Source organism: Novosphingobium sediminis, assembly GCF_007991615.1.
Taxonomy (GTDB): domain Bacteria; phylum Pseudomonadota; class Alphaproteobacteria; order Sphingomonadales; family Sphingomonadaceae; genus Novosphingobium; species Novosphingobium sediminis.
The window spans coordinates 35,871-49,317 of record NZ_BJYR01000010.1; the positions used below are offsets into that span (position 1 = coordinate 35,871).

General features: G+C 59.8%; 13 protein-coding genes. 8 read left to right on the plus strand and 5 right to left on the minus strand.

Annotated elements, in window-relative coordinates; genetic code table 11:
• The first annotated feature begins 5 nt into the window (after positions 1-5).
• The 8 genes from NSE01_RS07520 (at position 6) to NSE01_RS07550 (ending at position 8,745) form a co-directional block, all read left to right on the plus strand.
• Positions 6-674: an acylneuraminate cytidylyltransferase family protein gene (locus NSE01_RS07520; RefSeq protein ID WP_147158989.1), complete on the plus strand. Its 669-nt coding sequence runs from the start codon at positions 6-8 to the stop codon at positions 672-674.
• 10 nt (positions 675-684) lie between these two features.
• A complete protein-coding gene (locus tag NSE01_RS07525; RefSeq protein ID WP_147158990.1) occupies positions 685-1,620 on the plus strand; it encodes a phosphoglycerate dehydrogenase in 936 nt (311 codons plus the stop codon).
• 1 nt (position 1,621) lies between these two features.
• The gene (locus tag NSE01_RS21255) at positions 1,622-2,614 is read left to right on the plus strand and encodes an alginate O-acetyltransferase AlgX-related protein (RefSeq protein WP_170233783.1); all 993 of its coding nucleotides are present in this window, start codon (positions 1,622-1,624) and stop codon (positions 2,612-2,614) included.
• The gene (locus tag NSE01_RS07530) at positions 2,607-4,175 is read left to right on the plus strand and encodes an oligosaccharide flippase family protein (protein WP_170233784.1); all 1,569 of its coding nucleotides are present in this window, start codon (positions 2,607-2,609) and stop codon (positions 4,173-4,175) included. Before NSE01_RS21255 ends, NSE01_RS07530 begins: the two co-directional genes overlap by 8 nt.
• Positions 4,176-4,191: 16 nt before the next feature.
• Positions 4,192-5,034, plus strand: coding sequence for a motility associated factor glycosyltransferase family protein (locus NSE01_RS07535; protein WP_147158992.1), 843 nt, complete (start codon positions 4,192-4,194; stop codon positions 5,032-5,034).
• 114 nt (positions 5,035-5,148) lie between these two features.
• Positions 5,149-6,420 (plus strand): hypothetical protein, encoded by a 1,272-nt coding sequence (locus tag NSE01_RS07540; RefSeq protein ID WP_147158993.1) that lies wholly within the window; start codon positions 5,149-5,151, stop codon positions 6,418-6,420.
• Positions 6,417-7,574, plus strand: a complete 1,158-nt coding sequence (locus tag NSE01_RS07545) for an acyltransferase family protein (RefSeq protein WP_147158994.1) — start codon at positions 6,417-6,419, stop codon at positions 7,572-7,574. The genes NSE01_RS07540 and NSE01_RS07545 overlap by 4 nt, the downstream gene beginning before the upstream one ends.
• Before the next feature lie 106 nt (positions 7,575-7,680).
• On the plus strand, positions 7,681-8,745 hold the full coding sequence (locus NSE01_RS07550) for an acyltransferase family protein (protein ID WP_147158995.1): 1,065 nt from the start codon (positions 7,681-7,683) through the stop codon (positions 8,743-8,745).
• A 53-nt stretch (positions 8,746-8,798) separates the two neighbouring features.
• Here the strand turns inward: NSE01_RS07550 and NSE01_RS07555 are convergent, their stop codons facing one another.
• The 5 genes from NSE01_RS07555 to NSE01_RS07575 form a co-directional block, all read right to left on the minus strand.
• The gene (locus NSE01_RS07555; protein WP_147158996.1) at positions 8,799-9,680 is read right to left on the minus strand and encodes a hypothetical protein; all 882 of its coding nucleotides are present in this window, start codon (positions 9,678-9,680) and stop codon (positions 8,799-8,801) included.
• 10 nt (positions 9,681-9,690) lie between these two features.
• Complete coding sequence (locus NSE01_RS07560; protein WP_147158997.1) at positions 9,691-10,188, minus strand: glycosyltransferase; 498 nt, start codon at positions 10,186-10,188, stop codon at positions 9,691-9,693.
• Positions 10,185-10,646: a glycosyltransferase family protein gene (locus NSE01_RS07565; RefSeq protein WP_147158998.1), complete on the minus strand. Its 462-nt coding sequence runs from the start codon at positions 10,644-10,646 to the stop codon at positions 10,185-10,187. Before NSE01_RS07565 ends, NSE01_RS07560 begins: the two co-directional genes overlap by 4 nt.
• Before the next feature lie 3 nt (positions 10,647-10,649).
• Entirely contained in the window at positions 10,650-11,747 is a 1,098-nt protein-coding gene (locus NSE01_RS07570) for a Gfo/Idh/MocA family protein (RefSeq protein ID WP_147158999.1), read from the minus strand.
• 323 nt (positions 11,748-12,070) lie between these two features.
• Complete coding sequence (locus tag NSE01_RS07575; protein ID WP_170233785.1) at positions 12,071-13,075, minus strand: glycoside hydrolase family 5 protein; 1,005 nt, start codon at positions 13,073-13,075, stop codon at positions 12,071-12,073.
• Between the last annotated feature and the right edge of the window lie 372 nt (positions 13,076-13,447).

Sequence of the window (13,447 nt, forward strand, 5' to 3'; positions counted from 1 at the left end):
AGCCGATGGGCAAGACTATCGCCATGATCCCCGCCCGCATGGGCTCGCAGCGCCTCGCCAAGAAGAACCTGCGCGAACTGCAGGGCGTGCCGCTCATCGTGCGGGCGATCCGCAAGTGCCATGAGGCCGGCTGCTTCGACGAGATCTGGGTCAATTCCGAGAACGCCGAATTCGGCCCCATCGCCGAGGCGGAGAACGCCCGGTTCCACCAGCGTCCCGAAGAGCTTGGCAACAATAACGCCACGTCTGAGGACTTCGTCACCGAGTTCTTCAAGGTGCACGATTGCGAACGGCTGGTGCAGGTCCACTCGATTGCCCCGCTGCTGACCGCCGCCGAAGTCCGCGATTTCGTGGCGGCATGGCAGGGCAGCACGCACGACGTGATGCTTTCGTGCATCGAGGACCAGATCGAAGTCGCCTTCAAGGGCGTCCCGGTCAACTTCACCTTCGCCGAGAAGACCAACAGCCAGGACCTGACCCCGGTGCAGCGCATCACCTGGTCGATCACCGGCTGGACCCGCGAGACGTTCCTCGCCGCCAAGGCCGCCGGCCAGACCGCGACTTATGCGGGCTCGGTGGGCTTCTTCGCCGTCAGCGGCATCTCGGGCCATGTGATCAAGACCCAGACCGATCTCGACGTGGCCGAAGCGCTGCTCGCTGCGGCGCAAGGGTGAGGCCGGACTGATGACCAAGCGTATTCTCGTCTCCAACATCATGATGCTCAACGAGCGCCCCCGCTTCGAGGCGGAAATCCGCGCGCGCGGCTGGGAGCCGGTGTTTCCTGACGTCGACCAGTTCCTCAGCGAGGAAGCCTGCCTCGGCTTTGCTGGCCAATTCGATGGCTGGCTCGCGGGCGACGACCGCATCACCCGGGCTGTGCTCGAAGCGCACCTCCCGCGGCTCAAGGGCATCGCCAAGTGGGGCACCGGGCTCGACAGTATCGATCTCGCCGCCGCCGCCGAACTCGGCATTCCGGTCAAGAACAGCCCAGCGGCGTTCTCCGAAGCCGTCGCCGAAGTGGCGATCGGTTACATGCTGATGCTCACCCGCTCGCTGCTGGCGATCGATCAGGGCGTCCGCGCCGGCGAATGGCCCAAGCCGCGCGGGCTCGGCCTGTTCGGCCGCACGCTCGGCCTGATCGGCTATGGCGCGATCGGCCAGGGCATTGCCCGCCGCGCGCGGGGCTGCGGCATGACGATCATCGCGCATGATCCGCCGCTCGCGGCGGCGCGTCCCGACATGGAAGGCGTCACCTTTATGGACGTCGACGCGTTGATGGCTGAGGCCGACGTCGTTGCGCTTGCCTGCAACCTGACGGCCGAGAACCGCCATATCATCAATGCTGCGCGGCTGGCGCTGATGAAGCCGGAGGCCATCGTGGTCAATGTCGGTCGCGGGCCGCTGGTCGACGAGCCAGCGCTGATTGCCGCCTTGCAGGCCGGGCAGATCGCCGGCGCCGGTCTCGACGTGTTCGAGGAAGAACCGCTGCCGATGACCAGCCCGCTGCGCAGCCTGCCGAACGTGGTGCTGGGCAGCCACAACGCCAACAACCTGCATTCTGCGGTTGAGCATGTTCATGCCAACACGTTGGCGAATCTCGACGGAATTCTGGCCGATTGAGATGCGTGGGGCAGTCATCTCTGGGCTGGCTGCGATGGTCTGGCCAGACAGGCAACGGCGGGTCAACTTTACCAACCCGCTGAATGGCCGGCGCTGGCTGAGCCTGCTCGCCCCCGATCCGCGCCACGGCATCCGCTTTCACCCGAGCCTCGCGCTCGACCGGCGAGAGCTTGGCTTCAGCTTTCGCTCCAATGCGCTTGGCCTGCGCGGTCCTGCCGCGCCGGACGCGCCGCAAGTGCTGCTCGGCACCTCCTTCGCAATGGGGCTGTCGGTCGACAACGGCGACAACTGGTACGAACGGTTGCTCGAGCCAGGGCACTGGTTCAACGCAGCGATGCCGGTGGGTCCGCTCAACCAGATCCGCCTGCTGGAAGATGTCTACACCGGCAGCGGGGATGCGCTCCTCTATCTCTATCACCCCAATCTCTGGAAAACTGCGCAGGGCTATCTCGCGGCAGACCGGGAAGGGCGCGACATCTTCAGCGTGATGCGCTGGAAGGCTGACCGCGCCAGTACCTTGAAGCTCATCCCGCGCTGGCTCGCCAAGGAAGCCGCCAAAGTGAGTTCGGGCCTGTCGCATTACGCCAGGATCGATGGCGAGCCGTGGTACTTCAACGCGGGCTACTGCCATCTCGACCTGGCGAAGAACAAGGCGCTGTTCGACACGGTCGCTGGCCATCTCGACCAACTTTTCGCGCGATTCAAAAAAGTTGTCGTGCTGCGCGTTCCTATCAAGGAAGAGCTTGCAGCCGACCGTGGGTTCTCGCCTAAGCTGACCGCACTGGGGCAGGGCTACGACTGCTTCTGGGATGCTTTCCAGGCTCGTCTGGCCCCAAACGTCGAAGCGCATGTCCTCCCGCGCAGTGCTTTCGAGTTCTCCGATTTCCTGCCCTACGATACGCATTGGAGCGCGCGCGGCAACGCGACGTTCTGTCGCCTTGCGGCACCGCTGCTGCGCGGGGCTGGGCTCACCGGGATCATGGAGTGTGACTGACCGGAGCGAGCCGGCTTCTGGCGCCGGCAAAGGGCTTGATGAGTCCGAGGCGAAAGGCCTCGTTCGCAACATGAGCTGGTCGACGCTTGGCACTGCCGCGCGCATTCTGATCGCAGGTGGCGCGCTTGCACTGGTGAGCCGTCAGGTCACTACCGCCGAGATGGGGCTCTACGGGATCGGCTGGGCTGGCGCATCGCTCGGCTATACGATCAGCTTGAACGGCGCAGCGCAATCGATCATCGCCGTGCCGAACATGGAGCGCGGTCATGTGGGGGCCGCACAGTTCCTGTCATTGCTGATCGGACTTATCACCGCGGCAATCCTGATCGCAGTGTCGCCGTTTGCGGCGCAGTTCTATCATTCCGCCGACGTGGGCCATGCCGTGTGGGTGGGGGCGCTGTTCGTGCCACTGATGTGCCTTGGCGCCGTAGACGTGGCACAGGCGCAGAAGGCGTTGCAGTTCTCCAAGCTCGCATTTGTGCAGACCGCCGCCGTGGTGCTCGCGGCAGTGACGTCGCTGGCCCTTGCCTATGCAGGTCAGGGCCTGATTGCACTGTTCGCGCTGCAGGGCCTGATCGGCTTCTACGTTTTCGTCGTTTCCCGCTTCGTGGGCCTGTCCATGGGGCTGCACCGCTTTGGCTGGCGGCATCTGACGGACATCTTGTCCGTGGGCTTGCACCTGTCGTTGGGGAGCCTGACGGGGGCGCTGTGGCTCAACATGCCGCAGCTGCTTATCGGCACGGTCGCTACGGTGGATGTGGTGGGCCTCTACGTCTTCTGTTCGCGCATCGTGCAACTGGTCTTCACGCAGCTATCGGGGATGATCAACAACGTGATCTATCCCACGTTCGCGCGGTTGCGTAACGATCCGGCGCAAGTAGGCGCCAGCTTCCTGCAGACGGTGCGCTTCACTTACTTCTGCCTCAATCTGCCCCTGCTGATGCTGGCCGCCGCGCCGACCGCCTTTCTGGTGGTCTATGGCGGGGCCAAGTGGGCATCGGGAAGTACCGTGCTGCTCTACTTGGCACTTGCGCAAATGGTCGTGGCGCTGGGTGCGAACGTGTTTCCCACCTTTTCCGCAATGGGGCGGCCGAGCGTCGCGTGGCGCTGGAACCTGTTCATCACGCTGGTCCAGGGCCTCGGCATCATAGTCGCCGCACCCTATGGCATTGTCGCTATCGTGCAGGCACTGGCACTCACTGCGTGGGTCATGCCGCTGGCGGTCTGGTGGCTTTCGAAGGTAACCCTGTTTCGGATGCGCGATTATGCGCGCAATATGGCGCCGATCGTGCTGGCGCTGGTGCCAGCCATCCTGGCCGGTCATCTGGTCGAAGCTGCACTGCGCTTGCCAGCGTTGATCGTATTGGCAGTCGCGGCCGCCACCGCCATGGTGATCTACGCAAGTTTTACGCTCCTGATGGATGCGAGCCTTCGGCGGAATTTGCTGGACATTGTCCGCAAGCGCCGCCTGCGCACTGGAGCGGTCAATCCGGCTCCGGAAGAGGCTGGCAACCGATCAGGGGATCCGCTTTCCCGCGAGGGCGGGGAAGTCGCACAATGATCAAGGAGACCCGTCGATGAATTTTGAGCAGATGCGCTTCATGGCCAGCTACTATGCCAAGGCGCTGCCGATGATGAAGATCCTCGGCCCCCTCAACGGCCGGATCAATCCGTTCTACAAGCGCGATCGCGCACGGCGTTGGGAACAGTTGCGCAAGTCGCTGGCCGGGCACGACAACTGGCTGGTGGTCGGCAATGGTCCTTCGCTGCGGCTGGAGGATCTCGAGGCGCTCAGCGGCATTCCGGCCGTCGCCTCGAACAAGATCAATCTGCTCTACTCACGCACGACCTGGCGGCCGCGGCTCTATACGATCGGCGACTCCTTGTTGATGCACAAGCTGCCGGCCGAGCACTACGAAGACTTCGATCAGGTTCTGCTACCCGATGCCTATCATTTCATGTGCCATGCGCGCCGCAAGTTGACCTGGCACTTCCTGCGCGATCACGCCGGTGCAGCCGCTTATGTCACGGGCAATGAACCGCTCGATCCCTCGACCGGCTTCTTCGCCGGGTACACGATCACCGTTCCCAATATCTTGCTGGCGATCTGGGCCGGCGCCAAACGCGTTTACGTGATCGGTGTAGATCACTCGTACAAGCGCGAGGCTGCCGCGATCGGCAAGCATTCCAGCCATGCGGGCGGCGCGGACCACTTCGATCCGAACTACCGCAAGCCCGGCGAAATCGTGAACACCGCGCCGATTGACGGCATGGAGCAGGGGTATCAGTATGCCAGGCAGATTGCGGACAAGCACGGGGTCGAAGTGATCAACATCTCGCGCAAAACCGCACTGACCGCGTTCAAGCTGGGTACGGTCGAGGAAGCGCTCGAAACGATCCGCACCGGCGAGGCGCGGTAGTCAGCTCACGGGGGCTCAACAAGCGAGGTCAATTGCATGAATGCGCAAACGCTGCGGATGCCGGTGCGGAACGCGCAAATGGCGCGTGCGGGGACACACTACAGGCCTGACCCCATGACGCTTTGGGTCCTCGCGATCATGGCGGTCTTCACGATTTCGACGCCTGCGGTTGAGGTGCTCGGGCTGCCGCGTATCACCGTGGTCTCGGCGGGTTTCACGCTCTACATGCTCTTCCGGATTCGGGGTCGTTTGAACCCCGATCTCATGTGTTTTGTGTTCGCCTATGTGGCGGCCTTCGTGCCATCGACCATTGCGGCATCTTTCGCAGGTGATGTGCGCATAGTTTCAGTTGCTCAAGGAGTGGTTGGGCTGGTTACGTTAATGGTGATCGGCACCTATTTTTTAAATTGGTTGAGATTTACTCCACAAAAGAAGATTGCATTTCAGTTTCGGTTGCTGGTGCGGTTTTTCCTCGCACTCACGATTATTGAAATCGCTTTCTTTCAGTATTTTGTCAATATTCGTACGTACTTATACCGAAATTCCGATGCCCTAGCCGACGTCGGCTCGCTCTTGTCGCGCGAACTGACCGTCTATGGTGGACGTCCGTCGGGTTTGTTTTCCGAACCATCGCACTTTGCACGGTATATCGGTCTGATGATGATCGCCTATATCAGCGCGACGAAACGTTCTGTCCCCTCGCTCTGGGCATCAGGCGCATTTATGCTTGCGACACGATCAGTGTCGTTCTTCTTCGCCATCCCCGCGATGTTCATCGAAGCGCGCCAGGCAGCGTTAGCCGATACTGCAGCCGGAACGGGCAAAAGACGGAAATCTCCGATCCCCCTCCGGATCGTGGGTGTGGGGATTGTCGCCTCGCTGGCGTTGGCGGGGATCTACTATACTCAGTCAGATCGCATCAATGCCGCGCTCGGAACGGGGAGCAATTCTGCGGTAACCGGCGATAACAGTCTCAATGAGCGTATCGTGTTGCCGGCTGGCTATTTCGTGGATGGACCCAAGTCGCTGTTGATCGGCCTTGGCCCCACCCCTCAGGACGAGATGCAGGAATACACGCTTTTCGCGACGCGCTCGGCTTATCATTCGAGGCTCAGTTCTGACTACAAATCGGCTGTTTCGGCGACGATCTTCACGCTTGGTGGTATGGGTTACACGGGCATTGCCATCATGCTCGTCATCATGTTTCAGTTGCGGGGGAGGTTTGGGGTCGGATTGGTCTTTGCCTATTTCATCTCAAACACGTTCAGTTCTGGCTACCATTCGGCAACATCGCTTGTGCCAAGTGGCCTGTTGTTATCGATCTTGATTTTTCAGAAAGGCAACGTTGCGGTTCGGCGCCGCATGCCTAGGCAGGCGGTCCGATGATTCCGGTTCATTTGATCCAGCAAGCGGCGCACTGGTTCTCCGAAAAACTGGAAACTGAAGCACAACCAACTCCAATCTCTGGCCTGCCATCAGCGCACCTTGATTTGCTGAGAGGCCTTGCTGCTGTTGCGGTTCTCTTTGGTCATTGGCGGCCTTTCTGGTGGCCTCACTATGCCAATGGCGACATTGGCGTGCTGGGGCGGCTGGGATATTTTGTAACTGGATTTCCGCATGAGGCGGTGATCATGTTTTTTGTGCTCTCAGGCTTCCTCGTCGGTGGGAGCGTATTCCGTTCCGCAAGCTCCTGGAGCTGGAAAAAGTATTTGATTGTACGCTTGAGCCGCCTTCTTACAGTTTTACTTCCAGCTCTACTAATCGGTGCGATATTTGATATCATTGGAATTTATGTGATAAAATCTCCAATATATCATGGGCAGTCGGTTTCTATATACTGGGAGGTGGGGCAGCGCTTGGGTTTTGGAACACTAGCCTGCAATATATTGTTCTTGCAGACTATCGCTTGTGAACCATTTGGATCAAATGGCGCTCTATGGTCGCTCGCAAATGAATTTTGGTACTATATTATGTTCCCGATGATTGTATTGTCTTTATCCAATAAATCATCAGTCCAACTTAGGTTAATGTATATATTTATTGTCGTAATACTGTTATTTATTGTTGGCGAGAGTATATCGATCCTATTTTTGGTTTGGATTATGGGCGCGCTTATTTATATTTTGCCCGATATTCATTGTTCCTCATCAAAGACCGTGGCTATCCAGATTTTTTCATTAGGTATAGCTCTTTCATGCGCGCTTATGAGCCGCTTCATGAAAAATACTCCGTCTGATATTTTGTTTGGTGTAGCTTTTACGTTTTTTGTTTGGAGTCTTTGTCAGTACAAGGCTCAAGCACCGAAATTTTATCAAGAGATATCATCAAGGCTATCTTCATTTTCGTATACGATGTATTTGTTTCATCTTCCGGTGCTTGCGTTCATCGCTGCGATTTTGACGGAATACACCTCATTTGGGGCTTCCGTCAGTGGACTACTGTCCCTGTTTGCTGTGATCATTTTTTGTTTGCTGGCCTATCGATCATTTGAGGCTCAAACGCCTCTGGTCAGGCGAACTCTTTTCAACGTGTTTCGGTGAACCGCGCTAGACTTACAACCGTATGAGCTTGTCTCGAAGCTTAAATAGTTGAGTCATCAAGAGCGGCGAGCTGAGGTGTCCGGTCTGGGCAATCAAGGGAACGAGAATGAAGCCATCTCAGTCTCAATATCGACCGCAACTGGACGGCCTTCGTGCCATCTGTATCATTTTCACTGTTATTCACCATCTGCCCGGCTCACCGGGTTGGATCAACGGTCGTATGGGAGTCGATATGTTCTTCGCCCTGAGCGGGTGGCTGATCACATCGCTCCTGCTCGAGGAGGTGGCCAAGGACGGCAGTGCCAATTTAGGGGCGTTCTACATTCGACGTGTGACGCGAATAGCTCCGATGTATTATGTCACAATGGTGCTTTATATCATTCTTTCGCTGGCCCAGTTGATCGTCAAAAAGGACGGTGAGAACTGGCATCAGATGCTGAATGCCTTGCCGTGGATTGCGACATTTAACAGCGAATACAGAACGGTTGGTGCCGGTGATATCTTTGGGCATGCATGGACACTTGGCGTTGAAGAGAAATTCTATGTCATTTGGCCAATAATTTTCGTCGTTTTCAGAGCGAAGACGGTATCAGCTTTCATATTGTCGTGCGCTGTTGCGTTCTTCCTGACATATCTGGCTGGCTTTGATCCTGGGCCGATCCGGGGTTACCTCGGGCTCGGCTTTGGAGCCGCATTAGCAATCCTTGCTGCCCAACGGCACGCCGTGATCTCTCTGCTGCGCAGGCCAGTCGTCGCTGTCGTCAGCGTGGTTTGCATAGCCGGGTTTCACGCCGCATCCATCGTTCACCCCGCTACCGCGTGGCACGTCCTGACCTCATTCAGCACAGCATTTCTCGTTGCCTGCCTATGGTATTGCGACAGTTCCTGGGTTGCCCGCGGCCTGTCATGGGCGCCGATGGCGTTTGTCGGGAGACTGACTTTTGGCATCTACCTGTTGCACGTTTTGGTCATGAACGTGCTGTTGAAGGGCGGCATGGCAAAGTTTGGCCAGTCGCTCGATTGGCCGATCGCATTCATAGTCGTATACGGAGCGTCGATCCCGGTTGCTTACGCCTTCTATCGGGTCGTCGAGCGGCCTTGCATCAATTTCGGTCGGAGACTCGCCTTGACACGGTTCGCGCGGGCGGAGGGTGCCGGTTCCCCGGGCTGACGGTGTCAGTGCAGGTTGGTATAAAAGGGGGCAGGGCCGGTTTTTGTAGAGCTTCAGCCCGCCTTGGCCGCCTTCGCTGCATCGTATTCGTGGATCAGTTCCACGGTGTTGACGATGTTTGCGCGGCTCGAGGCGCCGAACAGGATCGATTCGACATAGGGCTCGTTCACTACCCATTCGATCGCCTCACGCGGGCGGATGCCACCCGAAGCCAGCACCGACATCGCGATCACGCGGGCGGGGTAAGCAGTGGTTGCTGCGCGGTAGCCCTCGATCCCGCCCGACATGCGGAAGGCGATCTTGTTCACGTTGGCGCAGACGATCGGATTCTCGATTCCTGCCTCGTGCAGCATCGGCAGCAGCTTGGGCAGGTTCATGGTGATGAAGCCGGCTTCGGCGTTATAGCGCTTCTTGCAGTGCTCGGAGAAGATGCGGAAAGCATCGACCACGCCGAGGCCCTGAACGAGATCGGTCACGACGTTCTGAAGGAAGATCACCGGCGTCGAAAGGCCCCGGAACATCTTCATCTCGGCGTCGACCAGCAGGGTCATCATGCCTTCGATATCGCGGTTGAGCACGGCCATGCCGCCGCGCATCATCGCGTCGACAATGCCCTCCTTGGGCAGGAACTTGCGCAGCGCGTCGAAGTAGCCAAGCTCGGTTACCGCATTCGCATACTTGTGCGCGTAGGGCATGCCCGGATAGAACGTGAAGCCATCCCAAGCGGCAGGATCGGCGCGGACGCGGTCGGCGATCTTCTCGATCGTGTCGTGCGTCGTGCACATGAAGCCGCCTGCGCCGGCATGAAGCGCATGCTGCAGAACCTCGACAATGTTATCGATGTCCTGAAAGCGCATGGCCTGCTGCCGCGCCTTCTCCTCCGACATGTGGTTGATGCCGAAGAACTGGTTATCACCAAACAGAATGCGTTCCATCTCTGGGTCCTCAGGAGGGGGCGCGGACGCTGGCCAGGAAGCCTCGCACCCCAGAAAGCAGTTCGGGCGAAGCCTGATCCGAAATGGCCGTGTCCATTCCGAGCGGGTTGGCGAGCAGGCCGGTCATCTCGCGGTGCATGTCCTCCACCGAATCGACCACGCGCAGCCCGGACAGATGTCCGAAGCGCTCGACGGTGTGGATCTGGTGGTCGGTCGTATGCTCGCCCCACTCCTGGTGGCGCGGCAACATCAGGGTCTGCTTGCGCTCTTCAAGGGCCTGCAGGATCGAGCCCATGCCTGCATGCGCAACGAAAAGATCGCATGTGCGCAGCCGCTCGCGGTACTCGGTCATCGGCATCATGCGCGTGAATGGCGCGTGGCGCGGCTCGTATTCGGTTCCGCCGATCTGGATGTAGACCGCCTCGTCCGGATTATCCCGCGCCCATTCATCCACGCCGCGGACAAATCGCTCAAACGGCAGCATCGAACCGACCGAGGCGAAGATCACAGCACTGCTCCCCAACACGGGATCTCTTCGGCTGCGGCGACTTCAGGCCACTGCGCGATCGCCGTCGTGGCGAGGCGCTTGGCGACTTTGCCCGACGAGGACATTTCCTCGGCCTGCGCGATCGAATCGATCCACAAGCTCTTGGTGCCCATCATCCGTCCGAGCAGGAGGAATGCCAGCATCGGTGCGGAGCCCGTGGTCACGATGGCATGCGGCCGCTCGCGCAGCATGATCCCGGCCGCCTTGACCATGACTTTGCCGAAAGCGAGCTTGTCGAAGCGCGAAGCATCGGGAACCGTGTAGTACCGGGCGCCGGGGACCGCCGACGTGTAATTCTCGAACATCGAGACATACGCGACATCCCAGCCCTCGAAAGCAGGGCGCAGGCGAAGCAGTTCGATCCAGTGGCCTCCGCCCGACGCAATCGCGAGCAGGCGCTTTTTCGGGGTGCCGGCCACAGCTCAGCGTCCCAGGATGCGCCCGACGAGGCCCGATTTGCGCGGCGCAATCTCGGTTGCACCGAAGTTGCCGACCGCGCCGCCGTCAGCCGCGACCGCGCGAATCATCTCGATCGTCGCATCGGTTTCCGCCGCGCTCTGGAAAGTGTTCTCTCGCGGCGCCGTGCCGGTCATGATCGCGTTGCCGAATGCTTCGAGCTGTGCGCTGTATTCCTCGCCGCGCAGGTAGAAGCTCACCGGGGGCGTGAGGTCGGTAATGTAGTTGACGGTCCAGCCGGTCTTGTAGCCTTCGGGGATCGGCGCAGTGCCGGTCAGGAATACCTGGATTTCCTGCCGGTCGGCATAAATCCGCCCGGCCGTGCCCCATACCGTGATCCGCGTGGTCATCTTGCGGACCGAGGGATCGGACCAGTTGACCGAAAGCTGCCCGGTTGCACCGCCGGCAAAACCGAGCGAGGCATAAACCTCGTCGTCCACCTCGGCCGAGAAGCCGCTCTTGAGCATCGCGCCCGAACAGGCGGCGGGTTCGCCGAAGAACCAGTTCATCAGGTTGAGCGGGTGAGCCGCATAATCGTAAAGGCAGCCGCCGCCGCCGCCGGCCTTGCCGCGCCAGGTCGGCTTCGATGGCTTGAGCACCACCGGTCCGTAAGCTTCGCCCTGCACGTGGCTGACCGTGCCGATCGCGCCAGCGGCAAGCAGTCGGCGCATCTCGCCGAACGTGCCGATGAAGCGGTTGTGGTAGCCGACTTGAGTCACAAGCCCCTTGGCTTCGGCGGCGATGCCAAGCTCGCGCGAGACGGCGGACGACAGCGTCAGCGGCTTCTCGCAGAAGACATGCAAACCCTTGTCGATGGCCTTGCGCGCCATCCACTCGTGCGTGGTGGTCGGCGTGGCGATGATCACCGCCTGCAGACCGGGCGTTTCGAGCAGCTTGTCGAAATCGGCAATGAACGGGATGCGGGTGTACTTCTCGAGTACGCCGCCGACGATCTCCGAGGTGTCGCACATGGCGATGACGTTGAAATGATCGAGTGCGTTGGCAATGGCAAGGTGGGACAGGCCCATCTTCCCGAGCCCGACTACAGCAACGTTGACTGCCATTCGTTCCCCCACCTCAGGAGCGCTGATCCCGGCACGATTGTGCGGTGCAAGATCGTCCGTTGGCAAGTGCGAAAAAAACTGCCGATGGACCGATCGGAGGACTGTTTATCCAAATGCCTACGAGAGGCAACCCCAAAACGGAAGTATTTCATAACCCGCTGAAAATACAACTGAAGGCGCTCCGCAGTGTCGTTTGCACACTTGTGGATTGCTGCAGTCTCGTGTGGCCGATCAGGCCGTATGCCGCAGTGCGATGTTGTCGACGAAAAGTTGGCTGGGGGCCAGTCTGGTCGAACTGCCGCAAGCGTGTGAAAGTCGAGGCCCTACTTCGTTGCGGCTGGCGGTGATCCAGGATCCCGCAGCCCGATCGCGGGGAGCATGCCGGGAAGCCAAACCAGGTTCTTGTGATCGAAGAACTCGAACGAGTTGGTATAGGAATAGTAGCACTGCGGCACGCCGAGCTGCGTAAAGGCCTTGTGTATGTCTCGCACGTACGCAGCCCGCTGGGGCAATGGTGCGGTATCATAGGCGCCGGATTCGCCGAGGAGCGGTATCTTTCCGCTTCTCTTGATATAGGCGCGGACCTTTTCGACGTCGGCGGCCAGCTGCTGTGCATCGCCCGGCATCTTCGCCCTGCGTTCCGCTTCACTCTGCACGCCATAGACCCGGCCAAGCGGAGGAACTTTGCCCTTGCCCCACGTGGCGCCCTGATGGGTGAAAAAGTACGGATAGTAGTAGTGGAACGTCGGCCAGACGTAGGGATCGTTCGGCAAGGCCAGCGTGGCCAGCGATTCCACCCGGCTGGAGCGGTCCCCCCCGATTATGACCGGACGATCACGCGAAACCTTGCGCACCTCGGCGAGCGATGGCGCCAGCGCGGCAAGCAGGTTGTCGTTGGTGTAGGGCAGCTGCGGCTCGTTCATCAGTTCGAACCAGAGATGTTTGGAACTCTTTGCAGCGTACTGGCGGGCAAGTTGCTTCCATACGTCCCTCATCCACGCCCTGCTAGCGGGGCTGCCAGCATCCGGGTCGTGCAGGAAGAAGTTCTGATTGACGAGAATGACGTTGAGGCCTTGTGCCAGTGCAGCATCCAGCATGTCGGAGACGCGTGCGAGCCACTTCGGATCGATGGTGTGCGGCGGCTTGGGATCGCTCGCCGATCGCCAGTTCACTTGCAGGCGTATTGTGGTGAAACCGGCCGCACGAATGTTCGCCATGTCCCCTGCATCAAGCCGCTTGCCGGGGCTCTCGCCGCCGAGGCTCGGGGCGAAGTTGCTCACATTGATGCACATGCCGACAGGCAGGCTGGCTGGCGGTGACTTCGCCATGGCCGGCTCTTCGAGCGCGGCCCACAGACTGCTTTCGTCACCGGAAGACTGCGTTGACAGATTGGCGCAGGAGGCTGCAACGAAAGCGCAGGAGAGCGCAGCGGCACTCCCGAATGAAAAAAGGTGGTTGCGGACGTATGTCGCAATGCGTCCCGCCACAAAGCGTGTGGTCGGATCATGACCAGGCATCGCCTAAGCTCCATCTCGATTGCAGGGCTGCCAGGCCCAATCGTCCCGCGGATAGCTAAGCACCGGAGCAGGATGCTTGCAAGCCCGCCGCAGCAAAGTGTGCAGGCGCAGCAAAATCTGCGGGTCCCTGCACCTGATCCGCTGCCATGGCAGCGGATCAGGTGCGTGTTGGGCATGCTCTGC